We start from the raw sequence: 22,613 nt of genomic DNA, 5'->3' as shown, positions 1-22,613 counted from the left end.
ACGTCGCAGAGTGCACCGGAGGACCCGTACCGTGAAAATCTCGTTCGTCGGCAAGGGCGGCAGTGGCAAGACCACCCTGGCCGCCCTCTTCGCCCGGCACCTTGCCGCAGCCGACCCGGCCGGCGGCGGCCCGCCGCCGCTGCTCGCCATCGACGCCGACATCAACCAGCACCTCGGGACCGCGCTCGGCGCCACCGAGGCGGAGGCGGCCCGGCTGCCGACGCTCGGCGACCACCTTCCGGAGATCAAGGAGTACCTGCGCGGCGACAACCCCCGGATCTCCTCGGCCGCGGCGATGGTCAAGACCACCCCGCCCGGCCGGGGCTCCCGGCTGCTGCCGGTCGACGGCGACAACCCGGTGTACGCGGCGGTGGTCCGCGAGGTGGCCGGAGTGCGGCTCGCCGTGACCGGCCCGTTCGGCAACGACGACCTCGGGGTCTCCTGCTACCACAGCAAGGTCGGCGCGGTGGAACTGCTGCTCAACCACCTGACCGACGGCCCGGGGGAGTACGTCGTGGTGGACATGACCGCCGGGGCCGACTCGTTCGCCTCCGGGCTGTTCACCCGGTTCGACGCCACCTTCCTGGTCTGCGAACCGACGCTGCGCAGCGTTGGCGTCTACCGGCAGTACGCCGGCTACGCCCGCGAGTACGGCATTCGGGTGCACGTGGTCGGCAACAAGGTCGACGACTCCTCCGACGTCGAGTTCCTGCGCCAGCACGTCGGCGCCGACCTGCTCACCTGGCTGACCCGCTCCGACTACGTCCGGAGCGCCGAACGGGGCGCGCCGGCCCCGGTGCACGCCCTGGAACCGGCCAACCGGGCCGCGCTCGACCTGCTCCGGGCCACCGTCGACGCCCAGGTGCAGGACTGGGCCACCTTCCGGCGGCACGCGGTCGAGTTCCACAGGCGCAACGCCCTCGCCTGGGCCAACGACCGGGTCGGCGAGGACCTGGCCGGCCAGGTGGACCCCGACTACGTACCCGGCCCGCAGGCCCCGGTGCACTGACCGCCGCCGCCCGGCTGGGTCGCACCGCCGGTCCGGGTCGTCCGGCCCGGGTCGAATCCACGACTGGAGGAGCAAGATGTCCCTGGACGTACCCACCGCACTGCTCGAACGGGCCGAGGCCGGCCAGCTCGACGACCAGGAGTTCGTCGACTGTGTCCGGCGGTCCCTGCCGTACGCCTGGGCGGTGGTCTCCGAGGTCTCGGCCCGGGTCCACGCGGGCACGGCCGACTACGCCGACCACGCCGTACCGCCGCCGAGCGAGGCGGAACGCGGTCAGCTGCTCCGGGCGCTGGCCAGCGACGCCATCCGGGGCGGACTGGAACGCCACTTCGGGGTACGCCTCGCGTTCCAGAACTGCCACCGGGTGGCCGCGTTCCGGCTCGGGGCGGTCGGCGGGACGACGTACCAGCGGTTCGTCTCGCCGCTGGCCCAGATCCGCAACCAGTCCCCGGAACTGCGGGACTGCTGACCGGCCGGCGCGGGGTCCGTCCGACCAGCGGGCGGGCCCCGCGCCACCGCCGCCACCAGCCCGCACTGCGGCACCACCGCCGGGGTGGGCTCAGCGGACGGGCAGGGCCGCTTCCAGCGCGCTGCGCAGGTCGGGATGCCGGAACTCGAAGCCGGCCCGGTTCAGCACCCCGGGCATCACCCGGAGGCTGCGCAGCGGCTCGACCGACATCTCGCCGAGCAGGACCCGCAGCGCGACCGCGGGCACCGGCATCACCGTCGGCCGGTGCAGCAGCCGGCCCAGCTCCCTGGTGAACTCGGCGTTCGTCACCGGCGCCGGCCCGACCACGTTCACCGGGCCGGCGATGTCCTCGCGGTCCAGCAGGAAGGTCGTCGCCGCCAACCAGTCGGCCATCGAGATCCACGGAATCCACTGCCGGCCACTGCCGAACTTGCCCGCGATGCCGAGCCGGTACGGCAGCAGCTGTGGCTTGAGCAGCCCGCCGGTGTGCTCCAGCGGCAGGCCGGTACGCAGCCGCACCACGCGTACCCCGGCCTGCTCGGCCGGGGCGGTCGCCGCCTCCCAGACCCGGCACAGGTCGGCCATGAAGCCGTCGCCGGCCGGCTCACCCTCCTCGACCGGGCGGTCGCCGGTGTCGCCGTACCAGCCGATCGCCGAGCCGTTCAACAGCACCCGGGGACGCTGTTCGACGGGTAGCGCGGCGAGCGCCCGGGCCAGGGTGCCGGTGCTGTCGACCCGGCTGGACCGGAGTACCTCCTTGAAACCCTGGGTCCAGCGCCGGTCGCCGATGTTGGCGCCGGCCAGGTTCACCGCCGCACCGGCGCCGGCCAGCGCCGCCGGGTCGAGTTGGCCGGCGGCGGGATCCCAGCGCACCTCGTCGGCACCTCGGGCGGGGCGCCGGACCAGCCGGACGACGTCGTGACCTGCCGCCCGGAGCCGGTCGGTCAGGCGGGTGCCGAGCCAGCCGGACGCACCGGCGATCAGGATTCGCATCCTCGTATCTTCGCCCATTCCGCCCGGCGCGGCCCGGATCGCACCCCGATCGGGGCCGGTGCCCTGCCCGCGTCGCCGGCTGTGGTCGGGAACGGCCGGCAGGGCGGCGTCGGCGGGCACTGGCGGGCGTCGCCGATGCCGATGCCGACATCGCTGCCGATGCCGACACCGACACCGACGGCGGGCATCGGCGGGCGTCGACACCATCGGCAGGGACCGGCGGGCGCCGCCGACGGGTACCGGCGGAAATGCCGCGCGGGGCGTCCGGCCGTCGGCCGGACGCCCCACGCGGTGCGATCGCTGCGACTCAGGAGAGCCCGAGTTCGGCCTCGAACTGGCCGGCCTCCAGCCGCTCCTTGATCGCGGTCAGGAACCGGGCGGCGTCGGCGCCGTCGACCAGCCGGTGGTCGTAGGAGAGAGCCAGGTAGATCATCGAACGCGCCGCGATGACCTCGCCGAGCTGCGGGTCGTTGACCACCATCGGGCGCTTCACCACCGCACCGGTGCCGAGCATCGCCGACTGCGGCGCCGGCACGATCGGGGTGTCGAAGAGCGCGCCCCGGCTGCCGGTGTTGGTCAGCGTGAAGGTGGCCCCGGCGATCTCGTCCGGGCTGATCTTGTTGGTCCGGGTCCGCTCGGCCAGGTCGGCGACCCGGCGGGCGATCCCGGCCAGGTTCAGGTCACCGGCGTTGTGGATCACCGGCACCATCAGGCCGCGCTCGGTGTCCACCGCGATGCCCAGGTGCTCGGCCTCCGGATAGGTGATCGTGCCACCTTCGAGGTCCATCCGGGCGTTGACCACCGGGTAGGTCTGCAACGCCTCCACGGCGGCCAGCGCGAAGAACGGCAGGAACGACAGCTTGACCCCGTGCCGCTGCAGGAAGCTCTCCTTGGCCTGCGCCCGCAGCCGGGCGATCCGGGTGACGTCCACCTCGACGACCGTGGTGAGCTGCGCCATCTCGTGCAGCGACTCCTGCATCCGCCTGGCGATCACCGCGCGGATCCGGGGCAGCTTCTGGGTGCTGCCCCGCAGCGGGCTCGGCTCGGCCTTGGCGGCCGGAGCGGCGGCCGGCGCGGTCGGGGCCTGTGCGGCCGCGCGGGCCCGCTCCGCCGCCTCGAGTACGTCCTGCTTGCGGATCCGGCCACCGACCCCGGTACCGCTGACCGTGGCGAGGTCGACGCCCTGGTCGCTGGCGAGCTTGCGGACCAGCGGGGTGACGTAGCCGGCACCGTTCTCGCCGGACGGCGCAGGAGCCGGCGTGCCCGCCGCGCCCCGCGAAGCCGGCTGGGCGGCCTGCTCGGTCCGGGCCGGCTGCTCCGAGCGCTCGGTCTCCGGCGCCGGGGTCTGGTACGACGCACCGGCCGGCTCCGCCGCCGCCTTCGCGGGCTCGGCGGCCGGCTTCTCAGCCTTCGGCTCCGGCTCGGCGGCCGGCTTCTCAGCCTTGGGCTCCGGCTTCTGCTCCGGTTCGGGCTGCTGCTCCGGCTCGGCGGCCGGTGCGGCGCCGCCGGGGGCGCCGATCACCGCCAGGTCGGCGCCGACCGGGGCGGTCTCGTCCTGACCGACCCGGATCTCCAGCAGGGTGCCGCCGACCGGGGAGGGGATCTCGGTGTCCACCTTGTCGGTGGAGACCTCGACCAGCGGCTCGTCGGCCTCGACGGTGTCGCCGATCTCCTTGAGCCAGCGGGTCACCGTACCCTCGGTGACGCTCTCGCCCAGCGCCGGCATCTTCAGCACGGTGCCCGAGTCGCCGGCCGGCGCGGTCTGCGCCGAGACCGTCTCCGGCTCCGGCTGCTCGGCCCGCTCCTGCTGGTCGGAGGGCTCCGCCTCGGCCTGCGGGGCGGCCTCCGCCGGCTCGGCCCCGGCCGCCTGCGCGGGCTCGGCCTCGGCCTCGGCCTGCTCCGGCTGGGCCGGTGCGGCCCCGTCGCCCGACTCGCCGTCGCCGTCGATCACCGCCAGCTCGCTGCCGACCTCGGCGGTCTCGTCCTCGCTCACCACGATCCGGGCCAGCACGCCGGCTGCCGGGGAGGGGATCTCGGTGTCGACCTTGTCGGTGGAGACCTCGAGCAGGGGCTCGTCGACCTCGACCCGGTCGCCCTCCTGCTTGAGCCACCGGGTGACGGTGCCCTCAGTGACGCTCTCGCCCAGCCGGGGCATGGTGACCGATACCGGCATCTTTCAAGACTCCTTCGTGGCCTGTGCGATCCTGGCCCGGTTGGTCGCCGGGCGGCGCGGAGATTTCGTGGTCAGGCGTGTGCGTGCAGCGGCTTGCCGGCCAGGGCCAGGTGGGCCTCGCCGAGTGCCTCGCTCTGGGTGGGGTGGGCGTGGACGAGCTGCGCCACCTCGGCCGGGTACGCCTCCCAGTTGAAGATGAGCTGCGCCTCGCCGACCAGCTCGCCGACCCGGGCACCCACCAGGTGCAGGCCGACCACGGGACCGTCGTCGACTCGGACCAGCTTGACGAAGCCGGCCGTCTTGAGGATCTGGCTCTTGCCGTTGCCACCGAGGTTGTAGTTGTAGGTCTTCACCTTGTCGGCACCGTACTGCTCCTTGGCCCGGGCCTCGGTGAGCCCGACCGAGGCCAGCTCCGGGTCGGAGTAGGTGACCCGGGGGATGCCGTTCTCGTCGATCACGGCGGGGTTCTGGCCGGCGATCTCCTCGGCCACGAAGATGCCCTGCTGGAAGCCCCGGTGCGCGAGCTGGAGGCCGGGCACGATGTCGCCGACGGCGTACACGTTCGGCACCCCGGTGCGCAGCCGCTCGTCGGTGACCACGAAGCCCCGGTCGAGCTTGACGCCCTGCTCCTCGTAGCCGAGGTTCGCGGTGTTCGGACCGCGGCCGACCGCGACCAGCAGCAGCTCCGCCTCGACGGTGTCGCCGCCTTCGATGGTGACCCGGACGCCGGACTCGGTGTGCTCCACCTTCTCGAACCGCTTGCCGGTCTTGAAGGCGATGCCGCGCTTGCGGAACGCCCGCTCCAACGCCTTGGAGGACTCCTCGTCCTCGGCGGCGACCAGCCGGGGCAGCGCCTCGATGATCGTGACGTCGACGCCGAAGGACTTCCAGACACTGGCGAACTCGACACCGATCACGCCACCGCCGAGCACGATCGCCGAGGTCGGCACCCGGTCCAGGGTCAGCGCGTGGTCGCTGGTGATCACCCGCTCGCCGTCGACCTCCAGGCCGGGCAGGGTACGGGCGTACGAGCCGCTGGCCAGGATGACGTTCCGGCCGGTGTAGCGGGCACCGTTCACCTCGACGGTGTCCGGGGAGACAAGCTTGCCCTCACCCTCCACTACGTTGATCTTGGCGCTCTTGATCATGCCTTGCAGGCCCTTGTAGAGCCGGGCGATCACCGCGTCCTTGTAGGCGTTGACGCCGGCCATGTCGATGCCGACCAGCTCCGCCTTGACGCCGAACTGCGCCGACTCGCGGGTCTGGTCGGCGATCTCGGCCGCGTGCAGCAGCGCCTTGGTCGGGATGCAGCCGTTGTGCAGGCAGGTGCCGCCGAGCTTGCCCTTCTCGATCAGCGCTACCGACAGGTCGAGCTGTACGGCGCGCAGCGCCGCCGCGTACCCGCCGCTGCCACCTCCGAGGATGACGACGTCGAACGTTCCGCCGTTCGGCTCGCTCACAGTTAACTCCCAGGTCGCGTCGCTGCTACGAGGGTGATGCCGGTCAACCGGGCATACCGCCGCCTCCGACCGGGATCTTCCGGCCGGCGGGGCGTGGACTTCTCTCCGAGCGCCGGAGTCGGGACCGGGGAGCGCCCACCTCGGTCATCTTGTCACTAGTGGCAGCGGGCCGCGTACCGAGGTGCCCAAGGACACGTCGACGGGACGTACGCTTGCCCAAGTCGCCAGTTTCGTCGCGGGGCGGCAGTGCCGGGGAGGAGAGGGTCGGGTTGGCCTGGTTTCGCCGACGCAAGAAGGTGGTCGTCGCCGCGGGTGATCGTCCCGCAAGCCGTGCGGACCTCGACCATCTTGAACAGTTCGTCCGGTCGAAGCGCGGGGTCGAGGCGTTCATCGAGCCTCGGACGACCGTGACCGAGACCACCGTCATGCTGATCGCCCACGACGGGGAGTGGACCCGGCGCCGGATCGACGGCCCGGACGGCGCCCGGCGGTTCGCGCACAAGATGGCGATCCCGGTCTACGACGTGCGGCTGGTCGGCTATCCGCAGCGGATGCGCGACTTCAACGAGCGCCGCAAGCGCCGCGCCGCCGGCTGACCACCACCCCAGCACCGTCGACTGACGGCCACCATCGACTGACGGCCACCATCGACTGACGGCCACCATCGGCTGACGGCCCGGGCGGCCGGCTGACCGCCCGAGCCCGCCGGCCAGCCCGCTCAGGCCAGGGCAGGCCAGCTCCCGCCGACCCCGTTCGTACGGGGTCGGCGGGGCGTCGGCGTCAGTCGTTGGCGGCGATGTCGTCGACCAGCTCCAGCAGGGTACGCACCGGCACCCCGGTGCCGCCCTTGGTCCAGTACCCGGTCGCCTCGCCCGAGTGGTAGCTCGGCCCGGCGATGTCGATGTGCGCCCAGGGCACCTCGTCGGCGACGAACTCGCGCAGGAAGACCCCGCCCTGGAGCATGTGCCCGGCCCGGTCCATCGACGCGTGCACCTGGGAGATGTCCGCGACCTCGGAGTCCATTCCCTTCCGGACGTCGTCCGGCAGCGGCATCGGCCAGGTCGGCTCGCCGGCCGCGTCGCCGGCCTGCTGGACCCGCCGGCACAGCTCGGTGCTGCCCATCACCCCGGCCACCCGCTTGCCCAGCGCGACCACCTGGCCGCCGGTGAGCGTGGAGGTCTCCACCAGGTAGTCGCAGCCGTCCTCGCAGGCCCGCGCCATCGCGTCGCCGAGCACCATCCGGCCCTCGGCATCGGTGTTCAGCACCTCGACCCGCTTGCCGTTGTACATCGTCACCACGTCACCCGGCCGGTACGCGGTCGCCGACGGCATGTTCTCGGCCATCGGCAGGTACCCCGTCACCGCCACCGCCGGCTTCAGTTCGGCGACCGCCAGCATGGTGGCGGCGACCGCCGCCGCGCCGGCCATGTCGGACTTCATCTCCCACATGCCCTGGGACGGTTTGATCGACACACCGCCGGTGTCGAAGGTGATCCCCTTGCCGACCAGCGCGAGCCGCCGCACCGACCCGTTCGAACCGGCCGACCCGTTCGAACCCGCCGTGGCCGGGTCGTAGGAGAGCTTCACCAGCCGGGGCGGGGCCGCCGAGCCGAGCCCGACGGCCAGGATGCCGCCGTAGCCGCCGTCGGCCAGCGCCTGCTCGTCCAGGACCTCCACGCCGAGCCCCACCTCCCGGGCGGCGGCCGCCACCGAGTCGGCGAAGGACGGCGGGCGCAGCTCGTTGGGTGCCGTGTTCACCCAGTCCCGGGTCCGGGCCACCGCCCGGGCCACCACGCCGGCCCGGGCGATCTCCGCCCGGGCCCGCTCGTCGGCGGCGTCCGGCACGTGCACCGCGACCGAGGCCACCGCCGGGCGGCGGGTCGGCTGCGGCCGGGTCTTGTACCCGGCGAACCGGTACGCCCCGAGCAGCGCACCCTCGGCGGCGGCCCGCAGCGCGGCCGGGGCGTCCTCGTCGTCGGGCAGCGGAAGGGTCAGCGCGACCCGCTCGGCGCCGGCCAGCGCCCGGACGGCCGAGGCGGCGGCCCGGCGCAGCGTCTCCGGGGCCGGGGCGGCACCGGTCGGCTCGGGGCCGAGCCCGACGGCGGCGACCAGCGGCGCGCTGACGGTGCCCAGGGTGGCCAGTTTGACCACCTCGCCGGGACTGCCGGTCGCGCCCAGCAGCGCCAGGGTCTCCGTCAGCCGGCCGTCGAACGCCGCGGCGATGCTCTCCGCACCGGTCGCGAGCAGCAGGGTCCCGGCGAAGCCGGCGACGGATTCCGTCGCCTCCACCGTCTGGCTGTGCAGGCCGATGACGACTGCGTCGACGGCGAGTTCGGCGGGGTCGGTGTCGACCAGGCTGAGGCTGGTGCTGGGCGATGTCACTGCGCGGCTCCGGACAGGCGTGGCCGGCCGCCTGGTTGCGGCCGGGCGTTGTGGTCTCCGGCGCAACTTACAGGCCGGACGGACGGGCTGTCCCGCCGACGGTCTGCCGGACGGGTCCCGCCGATGCTATCGACGCGCCGGATCGCAGGTAGGTTGCGACCCATGACCGACCCTACCCAGGTGACCGGCGAGACCCCGGAACCTCCCGCCGACGCACTCCGCCACTCGCCGCTGCACGAGCGGCACGCCGCGCTCGGCGCCAAGTTCGCCGCCTTCGGCGGCTGGTCCATGCCGCTGGAGTACGCCGGCGGCGGTGTCCTGCGGGAGCATGCCGCGGTGCGTACCGGCGTGGGTGTGTTCGACGTCTCCCATCTGGGCAAGGCCCGGGTCACCGGCCCCGGTGCGGCCGACTTCGTCAACGCCTGCCTGACGAACGACCTGGGCCGGATCGGGCCGGGGCGGGCGCAGTACACGCTCTGCTGCGACGAGGCCACCGGCGGGGTGGTGGACGACATCATCGCCTACCTGTACGGCCCCGAGCACGTCTTCCTGATCCCGAACGCCGCCAACACCGCCGAGGTGGTACGCCGGCTCCGTGCCGCCGCCCCGGCCGGGATCACCGTGACGAACGAGCACCAGGCGTACGCCGTACTGGCCGTGCAGGGGCCGCGCTCGGCCGAACTGCTCGGCACCCTCGGACTGCCGACCGGCCACGGCTACATGAGCTTCTCCACCGCCGAACTCGGCTTCTCCACCACCGGCGCGGCCACCCCGACCGGTGACCTCGTGTCGCTGGTGGTCTGCCGGACCGGCTACACGGGCGAGCACGGGTACGAGCTGGTGGTCCCGGCCGAGGCGGCGGGCACGGTCTGGGACGCCCTGCTGGCCGCCGGTGAGCCGTACGGCATCCGGGCCTGCGGGCTGGGCGCCCGGGACACCCTGCGGACCGAGATGGGCTACCCGCTGCACGGCCAGGACCTCTCCCCGGAGATCACCCCGGTGCAGGCCCGGGCGGGCTGGGCGGTCGGCTGGGACAAGCCGGCGTTCTGGGGGCGGGACGCGCTGCTCGCCGAGAAGGCGGCCGGAGCCCGGCGCACCCTGTGGGGGCTGCTGGCACTGGACCGGGGCATCCCGCGCCCCGGGATGGCGGTGCTCGGCGCCGACGGCACCCCGGTCGGCACGGTCACCAGCGGCACCTTCTCGCCGACCCGGAAGGCCGGGATCGCCCTCGCCCTGCTGGACACCGCCGCCGGGCTGGGCCAGGACGACGAGGTCGCCGTCGACGTACGGGGCCGCCGCGCGGCGGTACGGGTGGTCCGACCCCCCTTCGTGCAACCGTCCGTGAAGTAGCCCCTCGACGCGCCGCTCGCCGGCTCGGCGCTGGGAGCGGTCACCGGCGTCGCTCCGTGCGCCCGGTTCACCGTTGGGAGCGGTCGCCGGCGTCGCTCCGTGCGCCCGGTTCAGCGTTGCGAGCGGTCGCCGGCGTCGAGTACCGCCTGCGTCCAGCCGCCCTCGATCACCCCGCTGCCGTCCAGCAGGGCCCAGTCGACCACGTCGACGGCGTCCACCACGACGGGCTGGCCGATCCGGACCGACGGATCCGCCGTGGCGTCGCTGGCACTGGCCCCGACGATCCGGTCCGGGTCCGCCCACGAGGTGACGCCGGCCCAGACGAACTCCGGCCCCTCGTCGGTCGGCAGGCCGTACTTGACCAGCAGTTGCACCCCCTCCGGCAGGCCGCCGGCGAGGAACCGCTCGCGGATGCCGGGCAACCCGTCCCGGGCGGTGGCGATCGCCCGGGCCATCGCGTCGTCGGGGCGGGCGTACCGGACGTCGGACTGGGCGGCGGCACCGAACAGGGCGGCGCAGACCGCGGCGAAGTACCGGCCGGGCGGTCCGGGATGGCCGACCGGAGGCAGCAGGGTCAGGAACGAGTCGGCGTCCGGGTCGGTGGCCGGGTCGAGTTCCAGCCGCAGTGCCGCCGGGCCGGTGGTGTCGTGCTGCTGCGGGTTGCCGTACGCCACCGCGATGTCGTGCCCGCTGACCGAGGTGACCACCGGCAGCTGCACGAAGGCCGGCACCTCGCTGTCGGAGAGCCCGTCGGTCCAGGCCCGGAGCAGCCGCCGGGCCACCCCGGTCATCACCGCGCCCCAGGCCCGGGTCAGGTGCGTCGGCACCCCCTGCGCCTGCAACTCCAGCAGCCCGAACCGGCGCAGTCCCTTGGTGGTGAACCAGAGCCCGTCGTCGTCCGAGGAGTACGGCACCAGGACCCAGTCGATCAGGCGTACCCGGCCCTCGGCGTCCGGCAGCGAGCGCAGCGCGGCGGCCGGGTCGAGGAACTGCAACGCGAAGACGTCCACCACGTCGGCGCCGAGCGACTCCGCGACGGCGCAGGCGACGGCGCGGGCCGCCCACTCGTGCGCGGGCGGCCAGCCGGGCCGGTAGCTGGCCTGCACCACCACCAGGTCGGTGGCGGCGGCCAGCCGGGCCAGCTGGGTGTCGGTCGCCCCGAACGCGGTGAGCAGGTCCGGCGGCAGGTGCGGGAACTCGCCGATCGGCCGGGTGTCGACGGTCATCAGCGGGCTGTCCAGCATCTGCCGGGCCAGGTCGTGCACCGGCCCGGAGAGCCGACCGCCGAGTGCCGCCACCGCCTCGGCCGGAGCCGGATCGACCTGGCCGGTGGTCGGCACCAGGTAGGTCGCGGTCAACGACTCCGGAACCGGCACGGGCAGGAAATCGTCCGTGATGAGCATCGCGTCCCCCCGCTCGACCGCCTTGTAAGGCCTGGTACCCGTGCTGGTGTCCTATTCGCGAACGCTACCCGCGAACGCCCCGTCCGGTCAGCCGGTCAGCACGACCCCGAGGTAGAACAGCGTGCTGCCGAGCTCGACGGCGGCGCCGAGCACGTCGCCGGTGATGCCGCCGAGCCGGCGTACCACGTGCCGGACCAGCAGCAGCGTGCCGGCCAGCGCCACGGCCACCGCGAGCGGCCCCTGCCAGGGGCGGTCCGGCACCGCGGGTACGGCGAGCAGCCCCACCCCGGCGGAGAGCCCGAGCAGCGCGACCGGGCCGACGGTGCCGGCGACAAGCGCGCCGAGCCCTTCCGGGCGGGCCGCCGGGACACCGCGCCGGCAGGCCCAGCTCACCGCCAGCCGTCCGGTGGCGGCACCGGCGGCCAGCGCCGCGAGCAGCGCCGGCCACGGCCGCCCGGCCAGCGCCGCGAACGATGCCGCCTGGAGCAGGAGTACGAGGACCAGCGCGGTCACCCCGAACGGGCCGACGTCCGGCTGCCGCATGATCCGCAGCGCCGCCTCCCCGGAGCGGTACGACCCGAGCGCGTCCACGGTGTCGGCCAGCCCGTCCAGGTGCAGTCCCCGGGTCAGCAGTGCCGCCACCGCCACGGTCACGCCACCGGCGACCAGCGGCGGGGCGAGCACGGCCAGCCCGCCGAGCACCCCGGCGAGGAGCAGCCCGAGCAGCGCGCCGACCAGCGGGGCGAGGCGCATCGCCGTACCGGCGGTGGCGCGGTCGACCCGACCGGCCCGCAGCGGCGCGACGGTGAAGGTGGTCAGGGCCAGCCGGCCGCCGGCCGCGAGCCGGCCCTCAGGCACCCGGTGGCACGGTGGCGCCGTCCCGCCGGCCACCGTCCCGCCCGCCTGCGGTTCCGGCGCCGGTGGAGGTGGAGGTGTCCGCCGGGAGGGTGGCGGTGCCCTTGCCTTCCGGGACGGTGGTGGCGTCCTCCGGGACGGTGGCGGTGCCCTTGCCTTCCGCGGCGGTGGTGGCGTCCTCCGGGACGGTGGCGGTGCCGTTCCCTTCCGGGACGGTGGTGGCGTCCTCCGGGACGGTGGTCGGGCCGGGACCGGCCGGCGTCGGCTCGACGAACTCCCGGTCGTCGTCCGGGTCGTCGCCGGCACCGGGCCGGTCGTCGGCGGGACCGGGTGCCCAGGGCTCGGCCGGGTCCGGCACCGGCGGGTGTGCGTCGTCGTCCCGGCCGCCGGCACGGTCCCGGTTGTCGGAGCCGGGCCGGCGGCCGGTGTCGTCCGGGGCACCGGTGTCGTCGTCGGTTGCGGGGGCGTCGGCTGCGGGGTCGTCGGTCGCCGGCCCGGGTGCCCACGGCTCGGCCGGGTCCGGCACCGGCGGGTGTGCGTCGTCCGGGGTCTGTCCGGTCACCTCGCCGGTCTGCCCCGTAACCTCGGCGGCCTGCTCGGTTGCCATGGTCGGGTGCACCGGCAGGGTGCTGGCGAGGGTCAGCGCGGAGCGCAGCAGCGGCAGCGCGGCCAGCGCGGCGGCACCCTCGCCGAGTCCGAGTCGCAGGTCCAGCAGCGGGACCAGGTCGAGTACGTCGGCACCGAGCTTGACGGCCGGATGGTCGCCGTGGTCCGGCAGCAGGCACCAGTGCCGGGCCTGGCCGGCGAGGTCCCGGCTGACCAGTCCGGCCGCCACTCCGACCGGCCCGTCCAGCAGCACCGGGGTACGCCGGGCCGTCGCCCCGAGCAGCACGCCGGTGGCGACCGCCAGGTCACCGCCGCCGAGTTCGGCCAGGATGTCCTTGGCGTCCCGGGGACTGTGCCGGGTGCGGTGCATCGCGTCCCGGACGGCGGCACAGCGCCGCATCCAGGCCGCGTCGTCCACCTGCCCGCCGAGCGTCACCACCCGGCCGAGTACCGCGGCGGGTTCGGCACCCGACGTGGCGGCCAGTACGGCGGCCGCGGCGGCGTCGGCGCCGTCCCCGCAGGCAGCCAGGACCAGCAGGTCCACGCCGGCCTCCACCGCCTCCTCGGCAAGTCGCCAGCCGTGGCGCAGGGCCGCCTCGACCTCGTCAACGGTGAGCGTGGGGCCCTCCTCGGCGGGCCGGGACAGCGGCGCCTCGACCACCTGGAGGCTGGCGCCCGCCTCGGCCGCCAGCCGGGCGATCGGCCCGACGCCCTGCCGGGCCTGCTCGGCCCGGCGGGCGGACTCGCCGGGCACCGTGCCGGCGGCGGCACCACCGGTGTGGTCGCCGTGCAGTAGCAGTACCCGGGCGGACCGCCAGGGGCGCGGCGTGGCCGTACCCTGCGTGGCGGCGGCGAACGAGACGACCCGGTCGAGGTGGCCGAGGCCACCGCCGGGCAGGTCGAGCGTGCCGAGCCGGTCGAGCGCGGCGGGGCCGGCGTACTCGTCCGGCATCGGCAGGTCCATCCCGGCCTGGATGACCAGGCCGGTGGCGACCATCGGCAGCGCCATGGTCGGCGCGGTCCAGCCCGTCGTGGCCGACGCCGGGGCCGGCTCGTCCTGGGGTGCGGGTACGAGGGTCGGGCGGAGTACCTGCGGCATCGCGTCGACCACGTCGGTCCAGGCGGAGGTGGCCGGGGCGGCCCGGTCGGCGCTGCCCCGGTCGTCGGCGCCATGGTCGGCGGCGCCATGGTCGGCGGCGCCGCGGTCGGCGGCGCCGCGGTCGGGCTGGGCGGGTACGCCTGGCTGGTCGGCACCGGCCGGAGCCGGCGTCGACCGGTCCTCCTCGATCTTGAGCCAGGCCGGTTGGCCGGCGATCACCAGGACCACGGCGTCGCAGGCGTCCGCGACCGTCCGGTTCGTGGTGCCGAGCGCGTCGACGAAGGCCCGGCCGAGCGGGGTGACCGGCACAGTCGACAGCCCGACCTCGGGGCTGACCAGCACCAGTCGGGCCGGGCAGTTCCGGATCGCGGTGCCGAGTTCGTCGATGGTGGCGACATCGTCGGCGGGTTGGTGCGCCGGGTCGAGCAGTACGGTCACCCAGCCGCCGAGGTCGTCGACGAGCAACGTGTCGCCCGGCCCGGCACCGGTGATCAGTTCGGCGAGCCGGGACGGGTCGGCGTTCGCCTCCTCGGTGGTCCAGCCCGCCGGCCGGCGGAGCCGGTGGCTGTCGATCCGGGCCGTCCACTCGGGGTCGTCCGGGTCGGTCGCCGCTGTGGCGACATAACGGACAAACGCTACGTCCTTAAGCAGTGACTCGGCGAACTCGGACTTGCCGGAGCGGATCCCGCCCAGCACCAGGAGCCTGCTCCACCCGTCTACGGACATGCCCGTACCTTAGAGCGCTCGGCCGGGCAGTTCGCGGTGAGGTACGGCCGCCACCCCCGGCCCGCGCCGCGTCGAGCGGCTGCGGACCCGCTGGCGGACCGCTCCGGCTGGCTGACATCGGCCGGCCGACTAGGCTGGCGGAGGTTGTCGGCGCGGAAGATCGGCGAGGGGAGACGCGACATGCCGTGGAGCTGGCGGTACGAGGGCGCGGACGGCGATCCGGTGAACGGACCGGCCGAGGCGTTCAGCAGCCAGGCCGACGCCGAGTCCTGGATCGGCCAGACCTGGCGCGAGCTGGCCTCCACCGGGGTCGCCTCGGTGCTGCTGGTCGAGGACGAGCGGGTGGAATACCGGATGAGCCTGCTGCCGGCGGCCGAGTGACGCGGATGAACTTCGACCAACGCGGCCGGGACCGGCTGGTCCTCGGTGTGCCGCCGGAGGCGTTCCGGCCCAGCCCGATCTTCCTGGCCCTGGTCGCGCTCTTCGTGACCAGCGGTGCGATGGCGTGGAACGGGTTCGGCAACGTACGGCTCGACGTCTTCCTCTTCGTCATCACCGGCTGGCTGGTCTCGCTCTGCCTGCACGAGTACGCGCACGCCGTGGTGGCGTACCGGGCCGGCGACCGTTCGGTGGCACACCGCGGCTACCTGACGCTGAACCCGCTGAAGTACAGCCACCCGCTGCTGTCGATCATCCTGCCCGTGGTGGTGGTGCTGCTCGGCGGCATCGGCCTGCCCGGTGGTGCCGTCTGGGTCGACCGGCACCAGATCCCCGGCCGGCTCCGGCACTCGCTGGTCAGTTTGGCCGGTCCGGCCACCAACGTGATCTTCGCGTTGCTGCTTGTCGTACCGTTCGCGATCGGGGTCGACGTCAACGCCGCGCCGGAGTTCTGGTCCGGTGTCGCGCTGCTCGCCTTCCTCCAGCTGACCGCGAGCGTGCTCAACCTGATGCCGGTGCCGGGTCTGGACGGCGGCAACGTCATCCAGCCCTGGCTTAGTCCGCAGTGGCGGCGCGGCTACGACCTGATGGCCCCGTTCGGGTTCATCCTGCTCTTCGCCCTGCTCTGGAACCCGCGCGTCGGCGGCTGGTTCTTCGACGGGGTCTTCGCGGTCGGCGACCTGATCGGCCTGCCCGACTTCCTCTACGTCGAGGGCCTCCGCCTGATCCGCTTCTGGCAGGACTGAGGTCACCGAGGTGTAAGGAAGGGCCCCCGCTTCATACAAGCGGGGGCCCTTCCTTACCCCGCTCCGGCACCGGGTCGGGGCGGGTCTGCCGCGGTCAGGGGCGCTGGGCGGGGCTCTGCGTCTTGCCGGGGTCCCGCTCGGTGATCGGGTCGACGATCTCGTCGATCGCCTTGAGCAGCTCCGAGTCGAGCTTCACCCCGGCCGCCCTGGCGTTGTCGTGCACCTGCTCGGGACGGGAGGCGCCGATGATCGCCGAGGAGACGTTCGGGTTCTGCAACACCCAGGCGACCGCGAGCTGGGCCATGCTCAGGCCGGCCTGCTCGGCGAGCGGCTTGAGCCGCTGCACCCGGCCCAGTACGTCGTCGGACATGAACCGGGCGATGAAGCCCGCGCCACCCGAGGTGTCGGTCGCCCGGGAGCCGGCCGGCGGCTCCTGGCCCGGCAGGTACTTGCCGGTCAGCACGCCCTGCGCGATCGGTGAGAAGACGATCTGCCCGAGGCCGAGTTCCTCACTCGTCGGTACGACCTCGTCCTCGATGACCCGCCACAGCATCGAGTACTGCGGCTGGTTCGAGACGAGCTGGATGTTCAGCTCACGGGCGAGCGCGTGACCGGCCCGGATCTCCGACGCCTTCCACTCCGAGACGCCGATGTAGTGCGCCTTGCCGGAGTGCACCACGTCGGCGAACGCCGACATGGTCTCCTCCAGCGGGGTGGCGTAGTCGTACCGGTGCGCCTGGTAGACGTCGACGTAGTCGGTCTGCAACCGGCGCAGCGAACCGTTGATCGACTCCATGATGTGCTTGCGGGACAGGCCCCGGTCGTTCCGGCCCGGCCCGGTCGGCCAGAAGACCTTGGTGAGGATCTCCAGCCCCTCCCGACGCTCGTCCTTCAGCGCCCGGCCCAGCACCTCCTCGGCCCTGGTGCCGGCGTACACGTCGGCGGTGTCGAAGGTGGTGATGCCGACCTCCAGCGCCGCGCGTACGCAGGAGAGCGCGGCCTCCTCCTCGATCTGGGAGCCGTGGGTGATCCAGTTGCCGTACGAGATCTCGCTGATCAGTAGGCCCGAGCGGCCAAGGTGTCGGAATTCCATACCAGTGACCCTAGTCCTGGCGGCCGCAGTGGATCACGTCGAGCGACGGGCCGGGGGTACGGATCACAGCACCGGCTTGGTATCGGCGAGCAGCCGGTCGATCTCCTCCATCACGTCGTTCCGGCTCGGATGCACCGCGTCGATCAACGGCTCGCCCCGGCGGTCGAGCGCACCCCACTGCCCGGTGCCGTTGCCGACCAGGAACGCGACCGGATGGATGACAAGTGCCGGATGGGCCGGCGGGACGAGTACCTGCCCCGAGCGGTCCACCACGCCCTTGCGGCCGCCCGCGTCGACGATCGCCAGGCCCTCGTCGGTGAAGCCTTCGACGTACCGGCCGTCGGTGAGAGCGGTGGTGAAGCCGGTGTAGCGGGTCGGCAGCACCACCTTGCCGGTCCGGTCGACCGCTCCCCAGCCGCCCCGCCGGACGGCGGCGACACCGCGCCGGAACGGTCGTACGTCCTCGAAACCGGCCGGGATGACCACCTTGTTGGACTTGTCGACCGCGATCCAGCCGCCGGTGCCGTCCCGGGAGACCCAGGCCAGCCCGTCGGAGAAGGAGCCGACGCCGAGGTAGCCGGTGGACGCCTCGATCAGCAGTTCACCGGTCTCGTCGATCAGCTCCCAGGTCCGGGTCTCCGGGCGGCGTACCCAGGCAACCCCGTCCCGGAACGGCTGCACGTCGGCGTAGCTCGGCGCGATCGCGAGCTGGCCGTCCGGGTCGGCGTACCCCCAGCGCTGCACCTTCTCGCTGAACTTCGGCACCGGCGGCTTGTGCACCTGGAGGATCTCGTCCCGGTCCCGGGGGTAGGGTCCCCAGCCGTTCTGGGCCACCTTGTTGAAGACCGCGTCGAGCGCGAGTTCGGTCCGGGCGATCAGGCCCGGGTCCTCGACCTTGCGCAGTTCGAGGGCCTTCTCGAAGTGGTTGCAGGCTTCCATGTAGCGGCCCTGGTCGTAGCAGGACCGGCCGGCGTGCTCGTGCATCGTGGCCCGGAGCCGGTCCGGCAGCTCGGAGGAGTTCGCCTCCTCGAAGAGCCGGTCCGCCTCGGCGAAGTCCCCCCGCCACTGGAGCACGTGCGCCAGCCGGGCCTGTGCGATCGCGATCCGTCGCAGCTGGCCGGTCGCCTCGGCGTGGGCCAGCGCCAGCTTGCCGTCGGAGAGCGCCTTGCCGAGTTCGCCGAGGATCCGGGAGACCACCGCCCGCAGGCTCAGCAGCCGGGCCCGGGTGGCGTTGTCCGTGGCCGGTTCGAGCTTCTCCGTCAGCCGGTCCCGGATCGCCCGTAGTGACTCGGGGTCCTCGACCAGCTCCCGCAGGGTCTCGTGGTGGAACCGCCACTCGTACGACGCCAGTACCTGCTCCGGGTCGGCGGCTGCCGGCTCCGGCGCGACGTCGGCGGGTTCCGGCTCGGTCGGCTCGCGTCTCCCACCCGGCCGGACGATCGGGGTGAGCATGGTGGGAGCGCTCAACGCGGTCGCCGCGCCGGCAGCCGGCCCGGCCGGCAGCACCGTGTCGGGGCTCGCCTCGGCGACCGGCGGGTCGGCTGGCGAGGTGGCCGACGGCGGACCGGAGGTCGGTGCGACGGCCGGCGGACCCGAGGTGGGTGCCGCAGCCGGCGTTCCGGAGGTGGGTGCGCCGAGCGGCGTTCCGGAGGTGGGTGCGCCGAGCGGCGTTCCGGAGGTGGGTGCGTTCAGCGGCGTTCCGGAGGTGGGCGCAGCGGCCGCCGTTCCGGAGGCCGGACCGGTGGCGGCTGCCGTGGCCGGCGGCACGGTCCCGGCCGGCCCGGCCGTCGGGGTGCCGGGGGCCGGACCGCCGTCGGGCGTCGGACCGTCCGCCGGGGGCGCGGCTCCGGCGTCGACCGTCAGCTCCGGGTCGCGCGACTGGTCCGTCGCTCCGGTGGTCGGGGCCGGGGCGGTGGCCGGCTCGGTGGGGGAGGGGGCCGCCGGGGCGGCGTCGGTGAGCGGTCCGGCTGTGGTGCGGTCCGCGACAGGTCCGGTCTTTGGCATGGGGGGTACGGAAGTCTCACTCGAATCGGTGGCCCGTCCGGACTCCGGTGCGGGCCCGGTGGCGGCCGGTTCGATCGGAGGACCGGACGGGAGGACGGGCGAGGCGGGTTCGATGACGTACTCCGCCGCCGGGGGCGCGGCGGCTGGTTCGACCGGTGTGCCGGTGTCCGTCCCGCCCGCCACGCCGGAGGACGGGCTGGCGGGCGGCGCGGGCTCGGCGGGCGCGGCCGGGGACGGGGTGCCGCCGGATGTCGGCGCGGTACGGAACTCCAGGCGCAGCCCCGTGGTCGGGGGCGGCGTGACCGGCGGGCGCTGGTCGGCCTCGTCGGCGGACGGCTGCCGGGACGGCCGGGGATCGGGATCCGACGGGGCGGTCGGGACCAGCCAGCCGGACGGCCGCTCGCGCGCCGGCTCCGTCGGGGTCGGCGGCTCGACCGTGCCGGGCGGCTCGACCGAGGGTGGTGCGGGCCAGGGTCCCGCCTCGACCGTCCGGGACGGCTCGGCGGTCCGGGCAGCTTCGACAGGGCGGCCGGGCTCCGCCGGCCGGCCCGGCTCGGCGGTGCGTGGCGGCTCGACGGTCCTTGGTGGTTCCAAGGTCCGTGGCGGCTCGACGGTACGTGGTGGTTCCACGGTGCGTGGGGACTCGGCGCTGCGTGGCGGCTCGACGGTGCGTGGTGGTTCCACGGTGCGGGTCGGTTCGGCGGGCCGTGGTGGTTCCACGGTGCGGGGCGGCTCGGCGCTGCGGGCGGCCTCGGCGGGCCGGGTCGGTTCGGCGGGCCGGGTCGGTTCGACGGGACGGGGCGGTTCGACGGGCCGGGGCGGTTCCACCGGGCGTCCGGGGTCGATCCGTCGGGGCTCGATCGGTCGGGACTGCTCGACCCGGCGTACCGGCTCGACGGGGTGCGTGGGTTCGATCCTGCGGGCAGGTTCGACCGGGCGAGGCTGCTCGGCGGCCCGGGACGGCTCCCCGGTTCGGGATGGTGCGGCCGGGTCGACCCGGTCCGTGGGGCCCGCCGGTCCGATCCGGTCGGTCGGGCCAGCCGGTCCGGCGGCGGCCGGGTAGCCGACGCTCCGGTCCGGTTGGACAGGCGTGCCGTCCGGCTGGCCGGTACGCGGTGGGACCCGGTCGGTACCGGAGGCCGGTATCCCGTCCGGTCGCCCGTACCCGGGGGCCGGTTCGACGGCCGGCCGGTCGGCGCCGGGCCGCGGTGGCTCGAGCCGGTCGCCCCGGGGTGCCGGATCCGGCCGGACCGCTGGGTCGGTGCCGCGCGGGTCGCGCAGCGGCGGACGGCCGGAGCCCAGGTCCGGGAAGCGGCGGCCCTCGCGCGGCTCCTGCACCGGACCGCGCTGGGCGGGCCAACTGGGTGCACCCGAGGGCCCGGCGGCGGGCCGTCGCGCCGGAGGCTCGGTACCGGGCCGGTCGGTACCGGGCCGGTCGGGTCGGCCCCGGGTCGGTGTGCGGTCCGGGGGCGTCTCGCGGCTTCCCGGCGGCGGCGGTCCACCGGCCCGGGCGGCCCAGACGTCGGCCCGGTCCTGCCCGGGGACGCCCCGGTCCTGCCCGGGAGCGCCCCGGTCCTGCCCGGGGACACGGCGGTCGGAAGCGGGGGTGCCGCGCTCCGGTCCGGCAACGCGCCGCTCGGAACCGGGGATGCCCCGGTCGGAACCGGGGATGCCGCGCTCCGGTCCGGGGACGCGCCGTTCGGAACCGGGAGTTCTTCGCTCCGGTCCGACCAGGCCCCGCTCGGATCCGGGTGGGCCGTCGAAGGCGGCCGGCATGGCCGGCCGCGACCCCGGCCCGCCCCGACCCCGGCCGTCCCGTGGTCCGGGCCGGCCGTCCGACGGCGTCGGACGGCGGTCCGACAGCGGCGGGGTCTCCTCGGCGGCCGGCCCGGTGAGCCACCGTCCGCGCCGCTCCGGTGGAGCGGTGGAACGGCCCGACCGGTCGTCGCCGGAGCGGTTCGGCCCCTGCTGCGAGGCGGCCCGGCCGCCGGCGAAGCCGCTCTCGCCGCGACCGCCGCGCGGCCCGGGCTCGGCGGCCCGGGGTGACCGACGATCGTCCCGGCCGATCGGCACCGCTCCGCCGGTGCGGGGCTCGGCCGGTGGCCGGGTACGTCCGTCCGACGGTTGGTCCCAGGAGTCCGGGCCGCCCTCCCAGAAGTCCGGCGGCGGTTTCCAGCCGGCCGACCGGCTGTCCCAGCGGTCGAGTCGTCCGGTACGCGTCTCGCGTGGCGAACCGCCGTCACCCCGCGCTGCCGGGCGGGCGCTGGCCGGCTGTCCGGGACGCCCGTTCGGCAGCGCGTCGGGACGGCCGTTCGGCCCCGGCTCGGCACGGCCGTGCTGCGGCGCGTCGGGACGGCCGTTCGGCACCGCGTCGGGACGGCCGTTCGGCACCGCGCCCGGCCGCCCGCCGGATACCGGCTCGGGGCGCCCGCCGGATACCGGCTCGGGACGGCCCGACGGCTCCGTCTCGCCGGGCCGGGCGCCCGGCGGCGGGACCTTGGCCCGGCCGGTCGGCACCGACCCCCGCCCCACCGGCCGGCGCCGCCGCTGGTGGCCGATGTCTCCGGGATAGCGCTGGCCGGGAAACTGCGGCTCCCACTCGGCCGTCGGTTCGACCACCCAGGACGGTTCGGCGGGCTCGCCCCAGCGGCCCGAGTAACGACCGCTCATACCGGCACTCCCGGCCGTACGTCGACGATCCGCTCCGTACCGGAATCGGCACCACCCCGGGCGGCACGTCGGAGCGGGGGGCACCCGACCGGCGTACCCGCGCGCCACGCGGCCGGGTACGCCGGCTCGCGTTGCTCACTCACGGGGTGTCACCTCGTCGAAAAATCTCGCTGGGCAGCCGGGCGCACCGGGTAAAGTCACCCGGCTCGGTGCAGCGTTGTCGCGGAAGGAGGGTAACGGCGTGGGCTCGGTCACCGCCACTGTGGCACCACCCATCAGCCGAAACATCATCCCATGGTTCCGGACATTTGCTGCGATAACCGGATCGGGGTTTCGTCGGTACTCTACCTATCGGCAAGCTACCGTCGCCGGCGCCTTCACCAACACCGTCTTCGGCTTCCTGCGTTGTTACGTCCTGCTCGCCGTCGCCAGCGGTGCCGGTGGGGTCGCCGCCGGCTACAGCCGGGCCCAGTTGGCCACCTTCGTCTGGGCGGGACAGGGGCTCCTCGCCGTGGTGCTGCTCTGGCGCTGGACCGACCTCGCCGACCGGATCCGTACCGGTGAGATCGCCAGCGACCTGCTCCGGCCGGTGCACCCGGTGGTCAGCTACCTCGCCACCGACCTCGGCCGGGCCGGGTACGCCCTGCTGACCCGGTTCCTTCCGCCGCTGCTCACCGGGCTGCTCTTCTTCGACCTCGTACTGCCGAGCCGGTGGCAGACGGTGCCGCTCTTCGTACTCTCCGCCGGGCTGGCGGTGGTGATCTGCTTCGGTTGCCGGTTCCTGGTGAACGCGACGGCGTACTGGCTGCACGACGCCCGGGGCGCGATGATCCTCTGGACCCTCGGCTCCGGCGTACTGGCCGGGCTCTACTTCCCGCTGCGCTTCCTGCCGGACTGGGTCACCGTGCCGCTCTGGCTGGCGACCCCGTTCCCGAGCCTGTTGCAGACCCCGCTGGACGTACTCGTCGAGCGGGACGGGGCAGGGATCCAGGCCGGCATGGTGGCGGTGCAACTGCTCTGGGCCGGGCTGACGCTGCTGGCCTGCCACACCGTCCAGCGCCGGGCCGAGCACCGGCTGGTGGTGCAGGGTGGCTGACCGGGCGCGCCGGCTGGCGGCGCGGGGTGCTCCGGGCGGGC

The 22,613-nt window shown here is 74.6% G+C and carries 15 protein-coding genes and 1 pseudogene; 7 read left to right on the top strand and 9 right to left on the bottom strand.

The window, feature by feature from the left end:
* The first annotated feature begins 31 nt into the window (after positions 1–31).
* Together ACN28A_RS03755 and ACN28A_RS03750 are read left to right on the top strand one after the other, a co-directional pair.
* Positions 32–1,009 (top strand): ATP-binding protein, encoded by a 978-nt coding sequence (locus ACN28A_RS03755; protein WP_421392331.1) that lies wholly within the window; start codon positions 32–34, stop codon positions 1,007–1,009.
* 76 nt (positions 1,010–1,085) lie between these two features.
* Positions 1,086–1,478 (top strand): SCO5389 family protein, encoded by a 393-nt coding sequence (locus ACN28A_RS03750; protein ID WP_421392329.1) that lies wholly within the window; start codon positions 1,086–1,088, stop codon positions 1,476–1,478.
* 90 nt (positions 1,479–1,568) lie between these two features.
* On the opposite strand, the gene ACN28A_RS03745 is transcribed toward ACN28A_RS03750, so the two are convergent.
* From ACN28A_RS03745 to lpdA, 3 genes are all read right to left on the bottom strand, one after another.
* Positions 1,569–2,471: a TIGR01777 family oxidoreductase gene (locus ACN28A_RS03745; protein WP_421392327.1), complete on the bottom strand. Its 903-nt coding sequence runs from the start codon at positions 2,469–2,471 to the stop codon at positions 1,569–1,571.
* 307 nt (positions 2,472–2,778) lie between these two features.
* Positions 2,779–4,644 (bottom strand): 2-oxoglutarate dehydrogenase, E2 component, dihydrolipoamide succinyltransferase, encoded by a 1,866-nt coding sequence (gene sucB / locus ACN28A_RS03740; protein WP_421392325.1) that lies wholly within the window; start codon positions 4,642–4,644, stop codon positions 2,779–2,781.
* Positions 4,645–4,715: 71 nt separating this feature from the next.
* A complete protein-coding gene (lpdA, locus tag ACN28A_RS03735; RefSeq protein WP_421392323.1) occupies positions 4,716–6,104 on the bottom strand; it encodes a dihydrolipoyl dehydrogenase in 1,389 nt (462 codons plus the stop codon).
* Positions 6,105–6,373: 269 nt separating this feature from the next.
* On the opposite strand from lpdA, the gene ACN28A_RS03730 reads away from it, so the two are divergent.
* The gene (locus tag ACN28A_RS03730) at positions 6,374–6,700 is read left to right on the top strand and encodes a hypothetical protein (RefSeq protein ID WP_421392321.1); all 327 of its coding nucleotides are present in this window, start codon (positions 6,374–6,376) and stop codon (positions 6,698–6,700) included.
* Positions 6,701–6,884: 184 nt separating this feature from the next.
* On the opposite strand, the gene ACN28A_RS03725 is transcribed toward ACN28A_RS03730, so the two are convergent.
* Complete coding sequence (locus tag ACN28A_RS03725) at positions 6,885–8,486, bottom strand: leucyl aminopeptidase (protein ID WP_421392318.1); 1,602 nt, start codon at positions 8,484–8,486, stop codon at positions 6,885–6,887.
* Positions 8,487–8,648: 162 nt separating this feature from the next.
* Here ACN28A_RS03725 and gcvT point away from each other — a divergent pair, with 162 nt between their 5' ends.
* Positions 8,649–9,836 carry a glycine cleavage system aminomethyltransferase GcvT gene (gcvT, locus tag ACN28A_RS03720; protein ID WP_421392316.1) on the top strand — a complete coding sequence of 396 codons (1,188 nt, stop codon included), beginning with the start codon at positions 8,649–8,651 and terminating at the stop codon, positions 9,834–9,836.
* A gap of 110 nt (positions 9,837–9,946) precedes the next feature.
* Here the strand turns inward: gcvT and ACN28A_RS03715 are convergent, their stop codons facing one another.
* From ACN28A_RS03715 to ACN28A_RS03705, 3 genes and pseudogenes are all read right to left on the bottom strand, one after another.
* Positions 9,947–11,239 carry a DUF2314 domain-containing protein gene (locus tag ACN28A_RS03715; RefSeq protein WP_421392314.1) on the bottom strand — a complete coding sequence of 431 codons (1,293 nt, stop codon included), beginning with the start codon at positions 11,237–11,239 and terminating at the stop codon, positions 9,947–9,949.
* Between the two features lie 87 nt (positions 11,240–11,326).
* Positions 11,327–12,097, bottom strand: a complete 771-nt coding sequence (locus ACN28A_RS03710) for an adenosylcobinamide-GDP ribazoletransferase (RefSeq protein ID WP_421392312.1) — start codon at positions 12,095–12,097, stop codon at positions 11,327–11,329.
* Between the two features lie 187 nt (positions 12,098–12,284).
* Positions 12,285–14,525 (bottom strand): annotated as a pseudogene (locus ACN28A_RS03705) (bifunctional adenosylcobinamide kinase/adenosylcobinamide-phosphate guanylyltransferase); the annotation flags it as partial.
* Between the two features lie 180 nt (positions 14,526–14,705).
* Here ACN28A_RS03705 and ACN28A_RS03700 point away from each other — a divergent pair.
* Together ACN28A_RS03700 and ACN28A_RS03695 are read left to right on the top strand one after the other, a co-directional pair.
* Complete coding sequence (locus tag ACN28A_RS03700) at positions 14,706–14,906, top strand: hypothetical protein (protein WP_421404128.1); 201 nt, start codon at positions 14,706–14,708, stop codon at positions 14,904–14,906.
* Positions 14,907–14,911: 5 nt separating this feature from the next.
* Positions 14,912–15,709 (top strand): site-2 protease family protein, encoded by a 798-nt coding sequence (locus ACN28A_RS03695; protein ID WP_421392310.1) that lies wholly within the window; start codon positions 14,912–14,914, stop codon positions 15,707–15,709.
* A 94-nt stretch (positions 15,710–15,803) separates the two neighbouring features.
* Here ACN28A_RS03695 and ACN28A_RS03690 read toward each other — a convergent pair whose 3' ends face one another.
* Together ACN28A_RS03690 and ACN28A_RS03685 are read right to left on the bottom strand one after the other, a co-directional pair.
* A complete protein-coding gene (locus ACN28A_RS03690) occupies positions 15,804–16,802 on the bottom strand; it encodes an aldo/keto reductase family protein (RefSeq protein ID WP_421392307.1) in 999 nt (332 codons plus the stop codon).
* A gap of 63 nt (positions 16,803–16,865) precedes the next feature.
* Entirely contained in the window at positions 16,866–21,476 is a 4,611-nt protein-coding gene (locus ACN28A_RS03685; RefSeq protein ID WP_421392305.1) for a WG repeat-containing protein, read from the bottom strand.
* A 241-nt stretch (positions 21,477–21,717) separates the two neighbouring features.
* Here ACN28A_RS03685 and ACN28A_RS03680 point away from each other — a divergent pair, with 241 nt between their 5' ends.
* Entirely contained in the window at positions 21,718–22,572 is an 855-nt protein-coding gene (locus ACN28A_RS03680; RefSeq protein WP_421392304.1) for an ABC transporter permease, read from the top strand.
* The last annotated feature ends 41 nt before the right edge of the window (positions 22,573–22,613 follow it).

This window comes from Plantactinospora sp. WMMB782 (assembly GCF_049179135.1).
Classification (GTDB): Bacteria; Actinomycetota; Actinomycetes; order Mycobacteriales; family Micromonosporaceae; genus Plantactinospora.
This window is presented reverse-complemented; position numbering and strand designations above follow the sequence as displayed.

Coding starts and splice junctions, on each gene's coding strand:
- ACN28A_RS03750 (WP_421392329.1), top strand. CDS start 1,086: ATGTCCCTGGACGTACCCACCGCACTGCTCGAACGGGCCGAGGCCGGC.
- ACN28A_RS03745 (WP_421392327.1), bottom strand. CDS start 2,471: ATGCGAATCCTGATCGCCGGTGCGTCCGGCTGGCTCGGCACCCGCCTG.
- sucB (WP_421392325.1), bottom strand. CDS start 4,644: ATGCCGGTATCGGTCACCATGCCCCGGCTGGGCGAGAGCGTCACTGAG.
- gcvT (WP_421392316.1), top strand. CDS start 8,649: ATGACCGACCCTACCCAGGTGACCGGCGAGACCCCGGAACCTCCCGCC.
- ACN28A_RS03715 (WP_421392314.1), bottom strand. CDS start 11,239: ATGCTCATCACGGACGATTTCCTGCCCGTGCCGGTTCCGGAGTCGTTG.
- ACN28A_RS03700 (WP_421404128.1), top strand. CDS start 14,706: ATGCCGTGGAGCTGGCGGTACGAGGGCGCGGACGGCGATCCGGTGAAC.
- ACN28A_RS03695 (WP_421392310.1), top strand. CDS start 14,912: ATGAACTTCGACCAACGCGGCCGGGACCGGCTGGTCCTCGGTGTGCCG.
- ACN28A_RS03690 (WP_421392307.1), bottom strand. CDS start 16,802: ATGGAATTCCGACACCTTGGCCGCTCGGGCCTACTGATCAGCGAGATC.
- ACN28A_RS03685 (WP_421392305.1), bottom strand. CDS start 21,476: ATGAGCGGTCGTTACTCGGGCCGCTGGGGCGAGCCCGCCGAACCGTCC.